This window comes from Chryseobacterium tructae (genome assembly GCF_030409875.1).
GTDB classification, from domain to species: Bacteria; Bacteroidota; Bacteroidia; order Flavobacteriales; family Weeksellaceae; genus Chryseobacterium; species Chryseobacterium tructae.
In genome coordinates this window covers 911,786-930,956 of sequence record NZ_JAUFQR010000001.1, presented here as the reverse complement: position 1 = coordinate 930,956, position 19,171 = coordinate 911,786, and the positions used below count along the sequence as shown (strand labels likewise).

Sequence of the window (19,171 nt, the reverse complement as noted above, 5' to 3'; positions counted from 1 at the left end):
CAAATTTACATCAAAATCACTTTATGGCATTTTTTAATGCATAATATTTTGAGATAGAATTTTTAAAAACTGTAATTTTGTCTCTATGGATTTTATAAAGAATAATCTGGCCAATGCCTTGACCCTGGCTAATCTATTTGCAGGCTGTGTGGGTGCAATACATCTTATTTTAGGAGATTATCAAACAACGGCAATATGCCTTATCCTCTCCGCTATTTTTGATTTCTTTGATGGTTTTGTAGCCAGAGCCTTAAAATCAAACTCCAACTTAGGGCTTCAACTGGATTCTCTTGCCGATATGGTAAGTTTTGGATTAATTCCGGGACTTACAATGTATAAAGCATTAGAACCATTTGGTAGCGAACTTCTTGGAATTCATCTTCCATTCGAAATTAAGTATATAGGACTAGTCGTTACTCTGTTTTCTTGCTTAAGACTTGCTATTTTCAATCTTGATGAAGAACAGAGATATTATTTCAAAGGATTAAATACGCCAACCAATACTGTTTTGTTATTCGGATTGTATTATGCTTTTAAAGAAACCGGAAATTTCAGTTTCCTTTTTGAAAACGAATTGCTGCTTATCATTCTTGCTTTCCTTACTTCATGGCTTTTGATAAGTCCCATCAAAATGATGGCTATGAAGTTTAAATCCAAAGCATTAAAGGATAACTATCCAAAAATAGTATTGCTAGTAGGTGGTATTGCTATTCTTGCCATCTTCAAAACGGTAGGGATCCCAATGCTCGTTATCTATTATATGATGGTATCACTTATTTTCCAAAGACAATTAAAATAAAGATCAGAGGTTAGAAAACTTTTGATTTTCAATGAACATATTTTCAAATTATTATTGATTAACATGAACTTAAAACTCCATAAACCCCTTTGTATTTTTGATCTGGAAACAACAGGAACAAATATCGGAAAAGATAGAATTGTTGAAATCTGTATCTTAAAAGTGAATCCAGACTCTTCCAGAGAAAGCAAAACATGGAAAGTGAATCCTGAAATGCTGATTCCCAAAGAAAGCAGTGAAATTCACGGAATTTATGATGAAGATGTAAAGATGCTCCTACCTTCAGGGAAATCGCTTCTAAAGTAATGGAAATGATTACTGGTGCTGATTTAGGAGGTTTTAACTCTAACAGATTCGACGTACCTCTTTTGGCTGAAGAATTATTAAGAGTAGAAATGGATTTTGACCTTAGTAAATTCAGGTTGGTAGATGCACAGACTATTTTCCACAAGAAAGAACCTAGAAACCTTGGAGCTGCTTATCAGTTTTACTGTGGAAAAACATTAGAAAATGCACACTCTGCTGAAGCTGATGTAATGGCAACTTTTGAAGTGCTGGATGCGCAGGTAGGAAAATATGATGATATTCCAAACGAAATTGCTCCTTTAAGCGAATTTACTTTCCACAATAAAAATGCAGATCTTGCCGGATTTATCGGATATAATGATAAGCAAGAAGAGATCTTCAATTTTGGAAAATATAAAGGACAAGGTGTAAAAGCCGTGTTCCAAAAGGATCTTGGATATTACGGATGGCTTCAGAATGCAGACTTCCCGTTGTACACCAAGAAAGTATTCACTAAAATTCAACTGTCAAGCAGGTTTTAATTATGTCTGATCTGGTTCGTTTTAAATTTTATGAAACTGCCCTTGAAGCCAACAGGGACAAACAAATTCTGGCTGAAAACGGGATCAATAGTTTCATTGCGAATGAACAGCTAATCCAATCGGATTGGCTGCTATCTCAAGCTGTGGGCGGTATTCAGCTCCAGGTTTTTGAGGAAGATCTTGAAAAGGCAGGACAGATTCTACAGGATTATAAGGAAAATGAGCAATACTCATTAGAAGTGGAGCATACTATTGAAGATCCGGAATTTGATTTTGTCTGTCCAAAATGTGGCTCCAATCATATCTACAGAGATGACAGGGCGACCAGTTTTTTTGGTATTTCATTTTTAACGAGCCACAAGTTTGTGTGCTATTATTGTGGGAATGAGTTTACCCACGAGTAAGCCCAATAAAATATTTACATCATTAAAAAGACGACTTCGTTTCTCGCAATAACGAAGTAAAAAATAAAAAAGTTATGAAAATCATCTGTATAGGAAGAAACTACAGCGAACACGCTAAAGAATTAGGGAATGAAATTCCTGAGAACCCTGTTATTTTTATGAAACCGGATACAGCGGTTTTAAAGGGAAATGATTTTTATATTCCTGAATTCTCCAATGATATCCACTATGAGCTGGAAGTAGTTATAAAAGTATCTAAAGGCGGGAAATACATTCAGAAAGAGACCGCTCACAAACATTACGAAGAACTGAGTTTAGGGATTGACTTTACGGCCAGAGATCTTCAGAGCGAATTAAAATCCAAAGGACTGCCTTGGGAACTAGCCAAAGGATTTGATGGTTCGGCAGTCGTAGGAAACTTCTTCAAAAAAAGGGAAAATTTCGCCCTTGATAACCTGTCTTTTTTTCACTTCTAAAGAACAAAGAGAAAGTTCAGGATGGAAATACGAAAGATATGCTTTTTCCATTTCGATGATATTATTGCTTTTTGCTTCTCAGTACTTCACTTTAAGAGTAGGAGATCTCATCTATACAGGTACCCCCAAAAAGGAGTTGGAAAAAGTAGATGAAAAATGATATTCTTGAAGCTTACCTGGAAGACGAAAAAAATCCTTGATATTCGAATATTATAAGTATTTAACATAAAAGTCTGGTAATTTTTTTTCCTATCTTTAGGTAACAAAAATGAAAGGTTATGATAAATATTGTATTACCCGTAGATTTTTGGGGGACAAAAACAGACCAACTGGTGGAAGGTGCCATAAAAATTTGCAAAAACAACTTAACGGTAGAATTTACCTAATTCATGTTGCACCATCAGATATCGGTTTCGCCATTGGTGATATGGGATTTCAATATTTCCCGGAAGTGGAAGCCAATGAAATCAGGGAGGAATTGGTTCAGCTTAATAAGATTGAACAAAGAATTATCGCCCATGATATCGATTGTGAGCATCTTTTAAAACAGGGCTTAGCAAAAGATATTATTCTTGAGCATGCCAAAGCCAAAAACGCGGACTATATTGTGATGGGTTCCCATGGTAGAAGTGGAATTTATGATGTATTTGTAGGAAGTCTTACAAAAGGACTTACTAAGAGCTCAAATATCCCTGTTTTGGTACTTCCTATCCACGAGACTAAGTAAAAGAAAATTTTATTTTAATCGTTAGTAATAAAAAAACCGATCAAATAAATTATTTGATCGGTTTTTTACTATATAACCAATTAATTAACCTTCTTTTTTGTAGATATTCGGATCATAGTAAGGATTCTTACCTTCCGTTGGAGAATAATAATCTTTATCTTTATCACCACCTAGCGTTACAACTAGCACGTAGCACCAATAAGTGAATAATACACAGCAAACTGCAAATAGGATCCAGTTTAAAACATTTCCAAAAGCATCAAAGAACCCGAAACTCGATTTGAAAACTTTGCTTAAGAATAGAAAGAAAGACGTCATTATTTTCCTTTTTTAAATTAACTTTGTACAAATTTATAAAAAATGTTTAAATTACTTTCAAAAGAAAGCAATATTTTTTCAATTCCTGTTTATATTGGTTGTCTTCTTTTAGTAGTCGTAATATTTAACATACTGAATTTCAATACTTATGAAGCTATTGTTGCCGGAATTACATTTCTAGGAATTGCTCTGGGATATTTTTGTTTTCACAGTATTGCCCTTAATTACCAGACCCATCTGCCCTTATTTTTATATACGTTCTTTATTTTTGGACTGTATCCAGGTAATTTAGACATAGGAATTGCGGTCTCGTTGTTAACCAATTCATTTCTTATCTTACTTTTAACGAGTGCCGATGAAGATATAAGGAAAAAGTCCTATGTTTTGGTAGGTGCCATTGTTGCCCTGAACTTTATCTTCCTGCCAACTACCTGGCCAATGGCTGTCTTTGTGATCATTCACGTAGTGGCAACCTCTGCTAAAATAGGATTGAATCTTTTCAGATTCCTTCTAGGAATGGTGATGATTGTATTCAGTTATTTTTCTGTGATGTATTTTGTACAATTTACTTCATGGAACATCGATTATTTTCCATTTGGAAAGATGAAACCGATAACAGACTATACAGAATTATTTCCTTTAATTCCAGTGGCATTAATGCTTATTTATGCCGTGTATGACCATTTTCAAAATTATAATAAGAAAAGCCCCATAAGCAGATACAAATATACTTTTCTGTTGGTCTTTTCCTTAGCTCAGCTTGTTACGATCATTCTTTATATGAATAAAAGCTATGAATATTTGCTGCTTTTGGCATTTCCTTCAAGTATTATTCTGAGCAGAATGATGAGATTCTTGCCTAAGTATTGGATGCAGGAAGTAGGCTTATGGCTTATTATTGTGAGTTTACTTACCTTTAAAGCAGGTACAGTTTTTGATTTATTTTAAAAAATTATGATTCAGATAGACGATAAATTGATTTCTGAGGAAATCTTTTCCGAAGAATTTGTGTGCAACCTTAGCAAATGTAAGGGGGCATGTTGTGTGGAAGGTGATGTAGGAGCTCCGCTGGACAAAAACGAGCTTGAAATACTGGACGGTATTTTTGATAAAATTAAACCTTATCTTACCCAGGAAGGTATTAAAGCCTTAGAAGAGCAAGGTACATGGACTACCGATCCACACGACGGAATGTATGTTACTCCCATGGTAGAAAACCGTGAATGTGCTTATGTAACTTTTGATGATAAAGGAATTACTAAATGTGGTATTGAAAAAGCATATGAAGATGGCGCTGTAGACTGGCAAAAACCTATTTCATGCCACCTATATCCTATCCGCATTACAGAATATTCTGCATTTACGGCTTTAAATTACCATGAATGGAATGTATGCAGTGATGCTTGTACGCTTGGAAAAGAGCTTCAGGTCCCTGTTTATAAATTCCTGAAAACACCATTAATCAGAAAGTACGGTGAAGAATTTTATACTGTTCTGAGTGGAGCTGCTGATGAATGGAAGAAAGAATATGGTTCATAGATAACCTTCTTTCCATAAAAAAGCCGGAATTATTAATTTCCGGCTTTTTTATGGAAGATTGATGGAAGCTAGAAGATGGATGATGGAAGTTATTATTGAGCCTTTAGCAATTGATACTCATATCAACCAATATTTAATGGTTATCTTCAATAATTTCCAGCTTTCCGCCTCAGGCTTCCCTACTCTTTTAACTATTTGAAATCAGCATCCGTTACTCCGGAATTTACTGTAATCTTTGTAGTTTTGATACTCACTTTCTGACCTGCTCCTTCTGCTTCAACGTCTTGAGGGAATTGTATCCCATCTACTGTCATATAGCTTTTTATCGTTACATTTCCTTCGCCTGCAACGGTTTTATATAAAAGGTTTGTAGCTGCATCAAAATAAAATTTACCTTTATCTGAAGACAATACATTATAGTCTTTCCCGTCAAGCTTTTCTACAACAACATTTTGAAAAGTAGCTCCATCAAATGCTAATGCATCTACTGGTTTTGCTTTTTTTAGCTCAACCACTTTATCAGCAGGAATTGCGGTTTTATTCCCCATCTGATCAAAATATCCTTTTTCACCATCAAAAAACTGAACCATCTGCTGTCCCATCAATGACTGTACAGATTTAAATTTGTTACCCATCTTTTTCGTAGTCATAGAAATTTCCATTCCCTGAGCAGACATGGTATTCTCCATATAAAGAGTCTTTACTCCTTCTAATTTTTCTTTTCCGCCTAATGCTTTGAAGTAATTATCCAAAACTTCTTTAGCCGTTAACGTTGATTTTGCAGCCTCCGTTTTTACAGAAGCGGCATCTTTCTTCTGAGCTGCTGCCGGAACAGAGAAAAGTACGGCACAGAAAAATGGAACGATGATCTTTTTCATATATATAATAAGTTTAAAGGGTAAATATAGGAATATTGGCGGACATGGCTAAATATGAGTAATGAATAATAAGTGATCAATAATCAATGACTCTGAGACTAAGGGAATGTGAAAATTTCAAAATAAAAAAACCGTCAATAAATTGACGGTTTTGAAATATTTATATCTGAGTATAATTATTTTTTAAGTTCTTCTAAAAATTCGTCGTGAGAAATTTTAGTTTCTTTTTTGCTAGCTTTTTCAAGAATTACATCTTTTAATTTAGCCATAGCAACTTCTGAAGAGATTTGTCTTACCTGCTCTTGATCTTTCAACATTTCAACAGCATATTTTTGGATCTCCTCATCACCTAAGTGGTGGATTCCGTAGATAGCCAATTGGTTTTTAACTAACTGCTCAGCTTGTGCCAATACATCAGCATAGTCAAGGTTAATTTCGTTATCAGTCATCAATTTACCTTCGATGATCTGGTATCTTAATTGGTTTTTCTCGTTTTCAAGAATTTCTTTAGCCTGCTCTTCAGACTGGATGTTCTGGTTAGAGAACATTAACCATTTTACTAAGAAAGTTTCAGGAAGCGCTACTTCTTCTTTTTCAGTAACTTGTTCCAATACTTTATTCACAAAGTGAACGTCAGCATTTTGTTGGAAATACTCGTCTAATTCAGTCTTAACTTTGTCTTTAAGTTCGTCTTCAGACTTGATGTTTCCTTCTCCGTATACTTTATCAAATAATTCTTGATTAAGTTCAGCTAAATCTAATGAATAGAAGTCTTTTACTTTTACTTCAATTTCATTGTGGTGTAGGTGCTCAACTTCTTCTTTGCTGAATCCTAATTCTTTAGCTAATTCTTCATCACCTGCAAGAGTTTCTTTAGTTACTTTTACAGATCCATCCATTTTCAACGCTTTTACTAATTTGAAAGCTTCTTTGTTCTCTCCTGTAATAGTAACATTCTTTGGGTGGTGGTGGTGCTCTCCTTCAGCATCTTCTTCAACAACTTGAGAAACTTCTAAAGCGATATAAGAATCTTTAGTGATTTTATCTTGAGGAACCTGCTCAGCGAAACGCTTCTGCATGTTTTCAATACTTTTGCTGATTTCTTTGTCAGAAGCTTCTACTTTGTAGTGAGGTGCTTCATATTTAGCTAAATCTATAGTAAATGCAGGCTCATATCCTACTTCGAAAGCAACTGTTACCTGATCAGCATTGTAATCTAATTCGTTTACTGGCTGAGGAATAGGCTGACCAACTAATCTTAACTTGTTGTCGTTAACATAGCTGTTCAAAGCATCAGAAACCTGTTTGTTGATTTCTTCAAATGCAATCCCTGCTTCATATTGTTTTTTAACCATACTCAAAGGCACTTTCCCTTTTCTGAATCCAGGAACTTGCGCATTTTTAGCATAATTAATCAATTGCTTGTCTACTTTTTCTTTGTAGTCAGATTTATCCAATGTTACAGTAAGTAATGCACTTACATCATCATGGTTTTGTGCGGTAACCTTCATTATCGATTAAAATTTTAGGTTGCAAAAATATGAATTTTTTATGAGAATCACTCATCTAAAATCAACTAATACAGCCAAATATTGTTAAATAAAAAAACCACTGAATAAATCAGTGGTTTCCCAAAATTAATATGACGATATGTATGCCCTTTTCTCTGAAGAGCTTACTTCTTTAATTAATGAAAATCGATGAAAATATCTACATCGCTTTCCCCTCCTACAGTGCTCCCTTGTTGGTTATCTGGTGAAGGTGCATTGTCATTCACGGCAGTTGCTCCATGTACAAGGGTAATGTTTGCTTTACCAGCTGCTGACTTAGCTACAGTCCATTCAGTTTTAAGTCCTAGTTTCTTACCGTCAGTTCTTACCACATCTTGCGCTGTTCTTTTTACATTGATTTCTGCTCCTGAGAATTTGTAAGTAACAAAGTGCATATCTTTTTCTTCTATAATTTCTTCTGCATCATGGTAATGATCCCCATGCTTAATCTGGAAATTAACGTCTACAGCATATGTTGCCCCTTGAGTAAAGTGAAAGTGATCTGTTGTCTGGCCATTCGTAACTGTTACCGTCTGTTTGGTTCCATCAGCCTTATTAATAGCTGTTACAATCACCTGTCCTACTTCTTCATGCTCATGAATATCTTCCGGGATATCGTTATTCCCGTCACGGCATGAGAATAATAGAATTGTAGCCAATAATAAAAGTGATATGTTGAATAATTTTTTCATTTTAATTTAAATTTTAAATAATAAGAGTTAAAAATTGTATTTAAGAGTAACCACAAAATTCCTTCCCGGTTCTGGCATATAATATCTCAATCTGTTGAGATATTCCTTGTACTCTTTGTTAAAAATATTGTTGATTCTGAAATTCAGATTCATGTTTTTGAATAGATCTGCACCAATTGATGCATGGAATATTGAAAATCCGGAAGGAGGAGTACTGTAATCTATTGTTTTAGTTACCATTTGCCCATCCTCGATGAATTGTACCGACTGATCTCTGATCGGGAAACGATTTTGTTTAAACACATTTTCATTTCCAATCTGATATAGAAATTGGTTGGTTTGTTCAATTTCAATTCCAATGAATTTCTAAGGGTCATTGGCATCATGAGAATAAGAGGTTCATTATTCGTCAAATCATCCCCTCTCAATGCACTGAAGTTAGTCGTCCATTTCAGATTATCCAAGATATTAAGCTGTGCATCAGCATCTATTCCGTACATTCTGGCTTTTACCTGTTGATAAGCCCAAACGGCAAAAGTTCCTCTGCTTGTTGTTTGAATTTCTGTAGGCATCTGGTTGATAAAACTATCAGAAAAAATGATATATGGATTAGCCTCAATCTGCAACCCTTTCAAAACATCGAAACGACCTGTTAATGAAAGATTCGCATTATAAATCTCTTCTTTTTTGATTCTTAAATCTCCTTTTTCAATAATTGCAGCAGAATGATGAAGCCCATCGGCAAATAATTCTGCCGGATTCGGAGTTCTACTCATTCTTGAAAAATTAAATTTGATATCAAAATCTTTAGAGGGATTATAATTCAATCCAACATTGGCTGAAATATTATGATTATCAATAATTGGACGAGTTAAGACTCTGCTTCCACTTTGCTTGATGTAGAATTCCGGAAAGACGTCAGCATATTTATCATTCCATTCTTTAGCATCATAATATTTATAGGAGTCGTATCTGCTAAAATCGTATCTTACTCCTGCTTCCGCATTTAATTTTGGAGAGAAACGATATTTAAAAACAGAAAAAGCTCCTGCATCATAACGATAATAATCAGGAATTAAACGTCTGACTTCCGTAGCCGGGTTGGGATAATTATCCTGAAACCCTGCTGAAATTCCACTTTCTAAGCTCCATTTTGAACGTTCAATAAGGTGAGTAAGGCTCGCGGAATGTGTAATCAGTCTTAAATCCATAGAAGGAGTATCTTTCAAATCTCCTTTTCTGATATCATATTCTTTACGTCTGTTTAATTGGAAACTATACTGAAAAGTAATTTTACCAAAATCAGCAAAACGTTTATAGGCAGAAATCTTTGCAATATGATGTTCTACATTCTGTTTTGGATATCCAATATCATAGCCGAAATCATCTAAGAAATAAGGTTGACCTAAAGTCATTGCTTTGTAGATATCATATCCATTTCCAAGATGTGCACCTCTGTAAATTCCAAAGTTCTGATTGGTACCACTGTAAGAAACATCAAATCCTTGCATAAAATCATGCTTCCCGAATGAAAAGTTAAAGGAATTCACTTCCGCCCCGGTATTTTGAAGCGTATGATGCGGAATGTACAGGTCACCCAACTTTTTATAACTTCCACCTGCTTTTACAAACCATTCGTTTTCCCAAGATTTAAGCACGTTAGTTGAAATTTCGCCTCCTCTTCCATTAGAAATCCCCGACAGTTTAATATTCCCCATCAAAGTATCTTTTTTAGGAGGTATGGCAGGTTCCAAAAGCACTACTCCTGCTACTCCATCATTTCCATATTTCAAAGCGGATGCTCCTTTAATAACATCTATATGTTCAAAGTCATTAACATCCACGTTGGGAGCGTGTTCTGCACCCCATTCCTGTTCTGCAAGCTTCACACCATTATTCAAAATAGAAATACGGCTTCCATAAAGACCATGAATAACAGGTTTTGTAATATTATTTCCTGTTTTCAACACGGTTACTCCTGAAATTTTCGAAAGAATATTCCCAAGGTTTTCCGTGGAGTTTCTTTCAATTTCGGTTTTATCCAGTGTTTTCATTACTACGGAACCTTTGTTTTTATGACTTCCGTGTAAAGTAATGGTTTCTATATCACCTGAATGATGTTCTAAAGTGATGGTTATGTGAAGATCCTGATCAACTCCTATATTTTCAGTATAATCATTGCAATCAGGATGTTTTGCAATGAGTGTATACTTCCCAGCAGGGACTTTATCAAAGGAAAAAACTCCTTTTTTATCTGTTTTGGCTGTAAGATTTCCAATTTTCACCAACGCATTTTCCAGCATGGTTTTATCATGAAAATCCTGAACAGTTCCTTGTACAGTATACGTTTTCTGTGCACTCGTAAATACCGATCCACAAAAGATCAGCAACAGGCAATATATCAATTTCATTGTAAATAGATTGATTGCATACCCTCTAATGAAGGGTACATTTTTCGTTAAAATTTATTGAATGGGTTAATTCAATTGTACAATAGTACAATGTATTAATGATGGAATTTTAGAGTTGTATATAAGCCGTTAGTAGGGAGCCTTTTGATGTAACCTATTGCTCCATTACAAAACGACAGCTGTTTTTTCCAACAACTTTTAATATAAAACGTTAAACTTTGAACATTAATTTTTAGACTCTAAAGTATATAGAGCTTCAACCCAATAAGAAGTGTTGATTAAGAAATTGCGGGTGGTCCGCGAAGTTGAAAGGTAAATTTGGTCTGTGACCAAATTTTCTCCTGAATAACGATAATTTGCTTTACTTCGTGCGTATAATGCTCAAAGCTAAAGCCGAATTCTTCAGGAGCTAAAGTATGCCCGGTAGCCAAAAAATGACAAGCCAGACAATCGCCAGCTTTCTCTTTATGTGTAGCCTTCGTCATTGAATTCTCGACTTTCTTAAGGTTAAATGCCTTAAAATAATCTACTGAATCATGATGGTGAAAGCTCTGAGAAAGCAGCGCGAGGAAATATACTCCACACAATAGTCTGGAGATAAAACTCTTTAAGGTTCCGCTTTCTTTAATCATGTTTCAAAATTATGAAAATAATTTAGAACTTCGTGTTAATTTTGAATAATCTATTAATGATGGTGGAAATTAGAGGTTAAAATTCAGAAGTGAGAACTCTATTTTGAAGGATAAATTGATCATTATCTATTATGATGTCATTCTAAGCTTTACTCTATCTCTCTAATAAAAAAAAATTCGGAACTCCTATCTCGAGTCCCGAACCTTGGTATTTTGTATTAATCTAATTGAGAACCTAAATATTCCCATTCTTGCAGGGCATTATCCAGCTCTTCTTTGTCTTTATTATATTTTTCTAAAGTTTCATCGGAAGGATTTTCTTTAGCGAATGAAGCTTCCATTTCTTCTACTTTAGTCTCAAGTTCAGAAATTCTCTCTTCTACCTTCTTGATTTTATTTTGGATATTTTTCTGTTCTTTAGTGATGATATTGGATGTCTGACTGTTGCTAGCCACAGGCTTTTCTTCCACTTTTGGTTTAACTTCTACCTTAATTTCCTCAACACTATGCAATTTAGCTTTCTCTGCAGAGATTTCTCTGATGCTTTCTTTTTGTCTGTACTCAAGGTATTCATTGATATCTCCAAGGAATTCTTTCATCTTACCATCACGGAATTCATAGATTTTATCACAAAGCCCCTGAAGGAATTCCCTGTCGTGAGAAATTACGATTAATGTCCCTTCAAAATTCTGTAGCGCTAATTTGATGATCTCCTTAGACTGAATATCCAAGTGGTTGGTAGGTTCATCCATAATCAACGTGTTGAAAGGACGAAGTAGCAGTTTACAAAGTGCCAGACGGTTTCTCTCTCCTCCGGAAAGTACTTTTGTTTTCTTAGTAACCGCATCTCCCTGGAATAGGAAAGATCCTAATAAGTCTCTTACTCTAGGTCTGGTTTCTTCTGTTGCCGCATCTTCTGCTTCTTCAAGCACCGTTTTGTTGGGTGTTAAAACCTCTTCCTGATTCTGAGCAAAATACCCGATGTTTACATTATGTCCAAGATTCCAGTCTCCTGAGTAGTCTTTAATATCTCCTGCTAAAATTTTAGCTAATGTTGTTTTTCCTTGACCGTTTTGTCCTAAAAGCGCAATTCTGTCTCCCCTTTGAACGATGAAATCTACATTATCAAAAATTTGCTTCTGCCCATAAGCTTTTCCAAGGTTTGCAGCTTCGAAAATTACTTTTCCAGGAACCATAGACTGTACGAAACGGATATTGAATTTTGAAACATCTTCGTTATCTACTTCAATACGCTCGATTTTATCTAGTCTTTTAATAAGGGACTGTGCGAAAGATGCTTTGTAGCACTTGCACGGAACTTATTAATATTATCTTCCATCTGCTTGATCTCCGCATCCTGATTCTTTTTAGCCTGGATCAGTTTTTCACGGCGATCTTCACGCATGACAAGATATTTGGTATAGTTGGCTTTATAGTCGTCAACTTTCTTGTTATTGATATCAAAAGTACGGTTACAAACCGCAGTCATGAATTGTTTATCGTGACTTACCAAGACGATTGCTCCCGGATAATCTTTGAGGAAGTTTTCCAGCCAGATGATAGATTCCATATCCAGGTGGTTGGTAGGCTCATCGAGAAGCATAATATCATTCTTTTGAAGAAGCAATTTTGCCAATTCGATTCTCATTCTCCATCCTCCTGAAAACTCATCGGTAATCTTTTGGAAATCATCAGCTTTAAATCCTAAACCAAACAACACTTTTTCCATATCACCTTCCAGATTGTAGGCATCATGGTTCATTAAAAGGTCATTCAGCTCGGTCATTTTATTAATTAAATCTGTGTAGGAATCACTTTCATAATCGGTTCTTACCGTCATCTGGTGATTCACCTCCTCAAGCTCATTTTTCCATGCATTGATCTGTTCAAAAGCCTGCATTGTTTCAGCCCAAACGGTTCTTCCTTTAACGAAGTCCAGATCCTGCTTCAGGAAACCAATAGTAACACTTCCTTCCGTTACAACCTCTCCTTCGTAGAAGTTAATTTCTTTGGACAGCATTTTCAATAAAGTGGATTTTCCCGCTCCATTTTTCCCTACGAGTCCTACTTTATCATCCTTTTTAATGGTGAAATTTACGTTTTGAAATAAATAATTTCCTGAATGATGTAATCCTAAACTTTGAACCGAAAGCATCTTAATTAATAATTAGTAATGAATAATTGAATTTTCGGGGGCAAAAGTACGGAAAAAGAAATGAATAGCAGAATCTTGAACAAACACACCGATGAAACCTTGTTTTTATATTTTCAATATTAATAAAATTTTATTCTCATTAACGTGAAAATAAGCTGATATCTTTTTTATCTTTATAAGACACAAATCTATTAATACAATGAATAAAAGTTTATTACCAGGAGACCAAATTAAAATTGATCAACTGGAAAAGCATTTAGAAGAAAGAAATAATTATTTGCTTGGATATCCCTCCACGATCGATTTTGACTACAGTCTTCTTTACAAGTTTCTGAAATTTCCAGTCAACAATGCTGGAGACTCATTCTACTCAGGAGGCTCTCATCACATGAATACTCATTCTTTCGAAAGAGAGGTTATAGGTTTTTTTGCTGATTTATTTAAAGCTCCGGAAAACAATTATTGGGGATATGTTACCAATGGAAGCTCAGAAGGCAACCTGTATGCCCTTTATCTTGCCAAGCGATTGCATCCCGAAGGTATTGTTTATTTTTCGGAAGAAGCCCATTACAGTGTTGAAAAGAATATTGATATTTTAGGATTACAACATCAGAAAATTAAGACTCAAATCAACGGTGAAATAGACTATAACGACCTTAAAAAAAAGATTCTTATCAATACTGAACACCCTGTTATTATTGTTGCTAATATTGGAACGACACTCAAAGAAGCAAGGGATGACATCCGGAAAATTCAACAAATTTTAGACAAATTTAACATCAAAAAGCGCTATATCCATTGTGACGCTGCCTTCTGTGGAGCCTATGCCCAGTTTTTATCTCCTAAACCTTATTTTGATTTTAGTGAAGGAGCTGATTCTATCATTGTAAGTGGGCACAAATTCATAGGATCCCCTATTCCTTGTGGAGTCATTATTGTTTTAAAACATAATAAAGAAAAGGTTTCAAGCTATGTAGATGTTCTGGACAGCCTTGATGATACAATTACAGGCTCACGAAATGCTATTACTCCCCTCCTTCTTTGGTACAGCATCAAATGTCTCGGGGCAGAAGGCCTGCGCCACCGCCTAGAAGAATGCCTTATTCTCACAGCTTATACTTTGAAAAAAATGACAGGTATCGGCATTAATGCCTGGCAAAATCCGAATAGTCTGACCATTCTTATTCCTCGTGTCCATAAAGAATTACAATATAAATGGCAACTGGCTACTCATGGTGAATTCAGTCATATTATCATTAGACCCGGGATTACAAAAAAGATGATAGATCTTTTGATACTGGATCTTAAAGAAGGTGCTTATTCTAATGATCCAAAAGAAATGAAATAAAGTTTCTTTCCAAAATAAAAAATAAAGGGCATCCGATATGATGCCCTTACAACCTAAATTTAAAACTAAAGGACTAACACTAATTATTTATTTCACCAGCCTTGTTACTGGAGTTTTTATAATTGATCGAGTCCAAATATCATTATTAGGAACGTTGGTTCCATATAGAAAATCACTCACAAAACTGTCTTCAGGAAGATGAAGCTCCACAGAAAGTCTTACATTGTTTGTCTGATCTACCGTAGTATTGCTTGAAACATTCAATCCATTATTAAGCAGCTCGACATTCATTTCATACTCAGATCTATTCTTTAAATGGTCATTATAAAGACCAAAATTCGCAGCAATATGGATATAATCAGCCAGTTTATTGTAATTATATGATGGTTTTTTAGCCATGGAAAACTGCTCTACATAGTCCCGCAATTCTTCATACAATCCTTGTAACACAGCATGCCTGTTATAATCTATCTCAAGATCATTTCCTGATTTAAATACTTGTGATATCGCATTGGTCTCTTCCAACATCAGTCTTCCATATACTTTCGAAAGCTCACTATATACTTTATCTCTGGAGATATAAGCTTTTGAAAAAGCATCTTTCCTTTCCATCCCAAATCCCGAAAGTAAGATATCCCAAACTTGATTTCCTTCAATATCCCTTTTTCTATTTCTTATATTTTGAATATAATTTTTCAGATCATCCGCAGTGGCAAAATCTGTAGAAATATAAACGGACTGTGGCCCTTCCAAATATCCACCGCCGATGTCTGCATGTACTCCCGGCACAAAAATTTCTTTGAAAACAGAGGTGTTATCACGAAGCTGATAATCCTGCATTATGCTTGAGTTTTCAAAAAAACCAGTTAGTGGAAAAAAGAATCTGCATTCATTAACTGCACAAATATGCAATGCCTTTTCTATACGATGGGATACACTCAGATTATATGTATTAAAAGGTTTTGACTCTACAGTATCAAAAGCTCCCAAAAACTTTACTTTGATATTGGCAAAAGAGTAATTTGAAAACAGCCAATGACTAAAGGCTCTTGCCAACATACCTCCTCTTCCGAATCCGTATAGATAAAAATGATATTCACCCTCTTGGTCATGAATAATTTTCTGTACGAAATCTTCTGCTTTCTGAAGCTTATCATCTGATGAATACCCTTTTCCATAAGGTGGATTAGCACATGTTGCGATAGCAAAATTATTGTCTTCACCTCCTGTTACTGTTCCTATTCCTTCAATGTATATTTTTTCGTTACCGATAAATAATTTGTATAGTTTATAGATATTGGTGAATGCACCATGATAGCTTTCATTATTATTCAGTGGTTTATCTGATGAAAGTGCATTTACTCCATTATTTCCCGTACCGTCAAAAAAAATCCCAACGGAAATCACTCTACTGCCATTCATTCTCTTGTTAATTTTTATTACAGATCATCTCTGTACATTTATGTTTTTATTGAAAATCCCTAAAAGAGACATTCCAAAATAACGGAAGAAAGAGCAGTCTGGCTAGAGTGAAAAGTACCAAATAAAAAATTCCGTATTTCTACGGAATCTTATTATATTTTTTCAAGAGTGTAAATATTATTGACAATGGCATAAATCACTATTCCCACCGTATTTTTAGCACCTATCTTTTCAAGAATACGCTGCCTGTGACTTTCAACTGTTCGGGGACTAATGAAAAGTTTTTCTCCTATTTCATTGTTTGTAAACTCCTGACAGATCAGCTTCACAACGTCTTTTTCTCTTTCAGACAACTCATCTTCGGTTTCAAAAAGTGAGTTTTTCTTGGCAGAGCTGTTCATATAAGTAAACAACATCTGATGATCTTCAGCAGTAAAGAAAACACCATTTTTATCTACCATGGTAATGGCATCAATAAATGTTTTCTTATCTGAATTTTTCGGCAGGAAAGCAGATACCCCCAATTTGACCATATAACCAAGAATAGAAGTCTTATAATGGGAGGAGAGGATAATGATTTTAAGATCCGGATGTTTTTCTTTAAGAATTTCCACCAGCTCAAATCCATTCATAGGTTTCATCTGAACGTCTACCAGTGCAATATCTGGAAATTCTTTTTCTGAAAGCTTTTCCAGATATTCTATAAAGTCTGGTCCGTTATCGGCAGTAAGACATACGGATATATTTTTTTCATTGGACAACAGCATTTTTACTCCTTCAAGGATCAGCTGCTCATCATCAATCAGTGCTATTTTGATTTGGGAACTCATGATGTTTTGGAATTTTAATGATTAAACGACTTCCTTTATTTAAAAAAGATTTTTTCCATTTATGGGTAGCATTCATCGATTTGATTCTGGATTCAATATTTTTGATTCCCATGCCTTTCTTCACTTTTTCATATTCAAATCCCTGTCCGTTATCCGAAATAATGACAACCATATTTTGCGGATAATCTTTAATATAAATCCAAAGATCTGTCGCTGTTGAATGCTTGATGACATTGGTCGTAAATTCCTGAATAATTCGGTACAACTGTACTTCTACAAAAAGATCCTTCTTTTCATATCCAGGCATTACTTGCAGAGATATATTAATTTTATGAGAAAGGTTGGCTATGAGCTCTTCTACATATAAAACCAACCCCACCGATTCGAGATTAACCGGATACAGTGAGTGAGCAATACTTCTGGATGCATCAATCAGTGAGGACATCTGGTTATAAATATTTTTTTTAATAAGTTCATCACCCTGAGTATCGAGATTATTAAGCCATAAGGAAAGGATATTAAGTCTATTTCCGATATCATCATGAATCATAACGGCCATTCTTTTCCGTTCTTCTTCCTGAGCTTTAATGTTTTCCAATATCAATTTTTTCTGATGAAGAACTTCTACTTCATGCTGGGCATTTTTCTCCTTAATAATTCTGCTGATAAAAGCTCTGTAAGCCAGCAAAATAAAAGATACGATAACTGCTATGGTAACAATTATAAGGATTAAAAGATTGATATTTAAGGTTACTTCTTTAATCGGATGAATGTATATATAAGTGAGCAGTATAAAATACTGGAAAGAATATTATTAACACTGAAGAGAATATAATAACTGTTCTCTGAAAGATTGACGATCTGATGCTGAATAATAAAAATAAATACAGAAACAGAATAATAGAAAAAAATACTGGTATCTACCCAAAGGAAGCGATTCTGAGTTGAAGTCTTTTTAATTTCATTAATCAGAGTAAATCCCGAAAGGCAGATGATCATAATATTGGAAACGACTTTAGCAATATCACTATTGGCAGGATAATTAAAACCATATTTCAAAATCATAAAACCAACGGCAAGTACAGCGCCCAATTTCAAAAAATATTTTGGAAAACCTAGCTTTCTAATAAATAACCCCGTCAGGAGAAAAAATTCTCCAGCAATGTAAAACGGGTAAAGAAATGAAGTATCATTAAGTCTTAAAATATAAGGCAGAACAAGATTCAGCAGTTCAATAAAAAATAGAAAAGCAATACAATAATAATATTGCTTTTCTTTAGGGTTTAATATCCGGTATTTGATAGCTCCCAACACTATAACAGTAAGAAGCAATCCGTAGTTTAGGAATAAAATCGTCTTATAAAGATCTGCCATTCCTTAATTTATTATTTTAAAATCCATTTTCCATTTCCGGTATACGGCAAATAGGAGGACATGGTTTTGCCCAATCATACATATTGGAAATCATCTGCGCACGAGGGGAGTTTTGAAGATTTTCGTGGAATGAAATAAAAATAAGAGTTACCAGCATTCTTCCATACACTTTATTATATTTAAGTCCAAAAGAACATTTGATTTCTCTTAAACCTTCATTTCCAAGGCATAAATCTGCTGTAGGCACATAGAATCTTTTAAAGATTCCCATTCCTTTAGACTCCTGATACTCTTTATAAAACCAATCCATTCCTGATTCTCTCCATGTTTCAATAGCTTCTATCGCCACATCCTGATCCAAAATAGGTTTATTAGAAATAGGGTAAGCCATGTCTGAGGTTTGCTCTACTTTTTCAAGGTTCTTAGAAAGAATTGCATTCTTAACAATTGTGTATTCCTGAACTTCCTGAAGTTGCAGATCATTTTCAAGTTCTGTAAGATAACTAAAAGGATATTCCTTTTGATCTATTCGATCACCTTTTTCATTTAAAGGATAAAAGATCAGAATCAGCTGATCATTCCATATCCCCATTGCTGCACAAAACTCAGGATAATCTCTGTAACTTCTCATCCAATCGAGTGGCCCATCGGAAATATTAAATACATAATTAGTAGGGATCAAATCTTTCATTTTAGAAAAATCAGAACGGCAAGAATCCCAACTATTTGCAGCAGCTTTACACTCTTCCACAGAGAGCAGATATTCTACGATGTTTAATGTTGTCATAA

At 34.7% G+C, this 19,171-nt stretch carries 18 protein-coding genes and 4 pseudogenes; 9 read left to right on the top strand and 13 right to left on the bottom strand.

Going from position 1 to position 19,171, the window contains the following annotated elements; translation table 11 throughout:
- The first annotated feature begins 85 nt into the window (after positions 1-85).
- The 5 genes and pseudogenes from QWZ06_RS04465 (at position 86) to QWZ06_RS04445 (ending at position 3,233) form a co-directional block, all read left to right on the top strand.
- A complete protein-coding gene (locus tag QWZ06_RS04465; protein WP_290295968.1) occupies positions 86-799 on the top strand; it encodes a CDP-alcohol phosphatidyltransferase family protein in 714 nt (237 codons plus the stop codon).
- Positions 800-862: 63 nt separating this feature from the next.
- Positions 863-1,626 (top strand): annotated as a pseudogene (locus QWZ06_RS04460) (exonuclease domain-containing protein).
- A gap of 2 nt (positions 1,627-1,628) precedes the next feature.
- Positions 1,629-2,030, top strand: coding sequence for a putative signal transducing protein (locus QWZ06_RS04455; RefSeq protein WP_290295965.1), 402 nt, complete (start codon positions 1,629-1,631; stop codon positions 2,028-2,030).
- A gap of 74 nt (positions 2,031-2,104) precedes the next feature.
- Positions 2,105-2,706 (top strand): annotated as a pseudogene (locus tag QWZ06_RS04450) (fumarylacetoacetate hydrolase family protein).
- A 78-nt stretch (positions 2,707-2,784) separates the two neighbouring features.
- A pseudogene (locus QWZ06_RS04445) lies at positions 2,785-3,233 on the top strand (universal stress protein).
- Positions 3,234-3,317: 84 nt separating this feature from the next.
- Here QWZ06_RS04445 and QWZ06_RS04440 read toward each other — a convergent pair.
- Complete coding sequence (locus tag QWZ06_RS04440; RefSeq protein WP_290295963.1) at positions 3,318-3,551, bottom strand: DUF6341 family protein; 234 nt, start codon at positions 3,549-3,551, stop codon at positions 3,318-3,320.
- Positions 3,552-3,593: 42 nt separating this feature from the next.
- On the opposite strand from QWZ06_RS04440, the gene QWZ06_RS04435 reads away from it, so the two are divergent.
- The 3 genes from QWZ06_RS04435 (at position 3,594) to QWZ06_RS04425 (ending at position 5,289) form a co-directional block, all read left to right on the top strand.
- Positions 3,594-4,499, top strand: coding sequence for a DUF6427 family protein (locus QWZ06_RS04435; RefSeq protein ID WP_290295961.1), 906 nt, complete (start codon positions 3,594-3,596; stop codon positions 4,497-4,499).
- Between the two features lie 6 nt (positions 4,500-4,505).
- On the top strand, positions 4,506-5,090 hold the full coding sequence (locus QWZ06_RS04430) for a DUF3109 family protein (protein WP_290295959.1): 585 nt from the start codon (positions 4,506-4,508) through the stop codon (positions 5,088-5,090).
- Positions 5,091-5,151: 61 nt separating this feature from the next.
- Entirely contained in the window at positions 5,152-5,289 is a 138-nt protein-coding gene (locus QWZ06_RS04425) for a hypothetical protein (RefSeq protein WP_290295958.1), read from the top strand.
- On the opposite strand, the gene QWZ06_RS04420 is transcribed toward QWZ06_RS04425, so the two are convergent.
- The 7 genes and pseudogenes from QWZ06_RS04420 to QWZ06_RS04390 form a co-directional block, all read right to left on the bottom strand.
- Positions 5,282-5,968, bottom strand: a complete 687-nt coding sequence (locus tag QWZ06_RS04420) for a hypothetical protein (RefSeq protein WP_290295955.1) — start codon at positions 5,966-5,968, stop codon at positions 5,282-5,284. The two genes, QWZ06_RS04425 and QWZ06_RS04420, sit on opposite strands and share 8 nt — an antisense overlap.
- A 176-nt stretch (positions 5,969-6,144) precedes the next feature.
- Positions 6,145-7,479: a trigger factor gene (locus QWZ06_RS04415; RefSeq protein WP_290295953.1), complete on the bottom strand. Its 1,335-nt coding sequence runs from the start codon at positions 7,477-7,479 to the stop codon at positions 6,145-6,147.
- 176 nt (positions 7,480-7,655) lie between these two features.
- Positions 7,656-8,210, bottom strand: a complete 555-nt coding sequence (locus QWZ06_RS04410) for a hypothetical protein (protein ID WP_290295950.1) — start codon at positions 8,208-8,210, stop codon at positions 7,656-7,658.
- A 27-nt stretch (positions 8,211-8,237) separates the two neighbouring features.
- Positions 8,238-8,450: a TonB-dependent receptor gene (locus QWZ06_RS04405; protein ID WP_290295948.1), complete on the bottom strand. Its 213-nt coding sequence runs from the start codon at positions 8,448-8,450 to the stop codon at positions 8,238-8,240.
- The gene (locus QWZ06_RS04400; RefSeq protein ID WP_290295946.1) at positions 8,444-10,621 is read right to left on the bottom strand and encodes a TonB-dependent receptor; all 2,178 of its coding nucleotides are present in this window, start codon (positions 10,619-10,621) and stop codon (positions 8,444-8,446) included. Before QWZ06_RS04400 ends, QWZ06_RS04405 begins: the two co-directional genes overlap by 7 nt.
- Positions 10,622-10,899: 278 nt before the next feature.
- On the bottom strand, positions 10,900-11,106 hold the full coding sequence (locus tag QWZ06_RS04395; protein ID WP_290295945.1) for a hypothetical protein: 207 nt from the start codon (positions 11,104-11,106) through the stop codon (positions 10,900-10,902).
- A gap of 365 nt (positions 11,107-11,471) precedes the next feature.
- A pseudogene (locus tag QWZ06_RS04390) lies at positions 11,472-13,408 on the bottom strand (ABC-F family ATP-binding cassette domain-containing protein).
- 199 nt (positions 13,409-13,607) lie between these two features.
- Here QWZ06_RS04390 and QWZ06_RS04385 point away from each other — a divergent pair.
- Complete coding sequence (locus QWZ06_RS04385) at positions 13,608-14,756, top strand: histidine decarboxylase (protein ID WP_290295944.1); 1,149 nt, start codon at positions 13,608-13,610, stop codon at positions 14,754-14,756.
- A gap of 87 nt (positions 14,757-14,843) precedes the next feature.
- On the opposite strand, the gene QWZ06_RS04380 is transcribed toward QWZ06_RS04385, so the two are convergent.
- The 5 genes from QWZ06_RS04380 to QWZ06_RS04360 form a co-directional block, all read right to left on the bottom strand.
- Complete coding sequence (locus QWZ06_RS04380) at positions 14,844-16,178, bottom strand: T6SS phospholipase effector Tle1-like catalytic domain-containing protein (protein ID WP_290295943.1); 1,335 nt, start codon at positions 16,176-16,178, stop codon at positions 14,844-14,846.
- Between the two features lie 152 nt (positions 16,179-16,330).
- Positions 16,331-17,008: a response regulator transcription factor gene (locus QWZ06_RS04375; protein WP_290295942.1), complete on the bottom strand. Its 678-nt coding sequence runs from the start codon at positions 17,006-17,008 to the stop codon at positions 16,331-16,333.
- Positions 16,977-17,696: a sensor histidine kinase gene (locus QWZ06_RS04370; RefSeq protein ID WP_290295941.1), complete on the bottom strand. Its 720-nt coding sequence runs from the start codon at positions 17,694-17,696 to the stop codon at positions 16,977-16,979. The genes QWZ06_RS04375 and QWZ06_RS04370 overlap by 32 nt, the downstream gene beginning before the upstream one ends.
- Before the next feature lie 62 nt (positions 17,697-17,758).
- Positions 17,759-18,382 carry a hypothetical protein gene (locus QWZ06_RS04365; protein WP_290295940.1) on the bottom strand — a complete coding sequence of 208 codons (624 nt, stop codon included), beginning with the start codon at positions 18,380-18,382 and terminating at the stop codon, positions 17,759-17,761.
- Between the two features lie 16 nt (positions 18,383-18,398).
- On the bottom strand, positions 18,399-19,169 hold the full coding sequence (locus QWZ06_RS04360; RefSeq protein WP_290295938.1) for a hypothetical protein: 771 nt from the start codon (positions 19,167-19,169) through the stop codon (positions 18,399-18,401).
- Positions 19,170-19,171 lie beyond the last annotated feature (2 nt).

What these genes read in the sequence shown, in the direction of transcription:
- QWZ06_RS04410 (WP_290295950.1), bottom strand. Translation starts at nt 8,210, where the DNA reads ATGAAAAAATTATTCAACATATCACTTTTATTATTGGCTACAATTCTA.
- QWZ06_RS04430 (WP_290295959.1), top strand. Translation starts at nt 4,506, where the DNA reads ATGATTCAGATAGACGATAAATTGATTTCTGAGGAAATCTTTTCCGAA.
- QWZ06_RS04415 (WP_290295953.1), bottom strand. Translation starts at nt 7,479, where the DNA reads ATGAAGGTTACCGCACAAAACCATGATGATGTAAGTGCATTACTTACT.
- QWZ06_RS04395 (WP_290295945.1), bottom strand. Translation starts at nt 11,106, where the DNA reads ATGACGAAGGCTACACATAAAGAGAAAGCTGGCGATTGTCTGGCTTGT.
- QWZ06_RS04365 (WP_290295940.1), bottom strand. Translation starts at nt 18,382, where the DNA reads ATGGCAGATCTTTATAAGACGATTTTATTCCTAAACTACGGATTGCTT.
- QWZ06_RS04380 (WP_290295943.1), bottom strand. Translation starts at nt 16,178, where the DNA reads ATGAATGGCAGTAGAGTGATTTCCGTTGGGATTTTTTTTGACGGTACG.
- QWZ06_RS04420 (WP_290295955.1), bottom strand. Translation starts at nt 5,968, where the DNA reads ATGAAAAAGATCATCGTTCCATTTTTCTGTGCCGTACTTTTCTCTGTT.
- QWZ06_RS04425 (WP_290295958.1), top strand. Translation starts at nt 5,152, where the DNA reads ATGGAAGCTAGAAGATGGATGATGGAAGTTATTATTGAGCCTTTAGCA.
- QWZ06_RS04435 (WP_290295961.1), top strand. Translation starts at nt 3,594, where the DNA reads ATGTTTAAATTACTTTCAAAAGAAAGCAATATTTTTTCAATTCCTGTT.
- QWZ06_RS04385 (WP_290295944.1), top strand. Translation starts at nt 13,608, where the DNA reads ATGAATAAAAGTTTATTACCAGGAGACCAAATTAAAATTGATCAACTG.
- QWZ06_RS04465 (WP_290295968.1), top strand. Translation starts at nt 86, where the DNA reads ATGGATTTTATAAAGAATAATCTGGCCAATGCCTTGACCCTGGCTAAT.
- QWZ06_RS04440 (WP_290295963.1), bottom strand. Translation starts at nt 3,551, where the DNA reads ATGACGTCTTTCTTTCTATTCTTAAGCAAAGTTTTCAAATCGAGTTTC.
- QWZ06_RS04360 (WP_290295938.1), bottom strand. Translation starts at nt 19,169, where the DNA reads ATGACAACATTAAACATCGTAGAATATCTGCTCTCTGTGGAAGAGTGT.
- QWZ06_RS04375 (WP_290295942.1), bottom strand. Translation starts at nt 17,008, where the DNA reads ATGAGTTCCCAAATCAAAATAGCACTGATTGATGATGAGCAGCTGATC.
- QWZ06_RS04455 (WP_290295965.1), top strand. Translation starts at nt 1,629, where the DNA reads ATGTCTGATCTGGTTCGTTTTAAATTTTATGAAACTGCCCTTGAAGCC.
- QWZ06_RS04400 (WP_290295946.1), bottom strand. Translation starts at nt 10,621, where the DNA reads ATGAAATTGATATATTGCCTGTTGCTGATCTTTTGTGGATCGGTATTT.
- QWZ06_RS04405 (WP_290295948.1), bottom strand. Translation starts at nt 8,450, where the DNA reads ATGGTAACTAAAACAATAGATTACAGTACTCCTCCTTCCGGATTTTCA.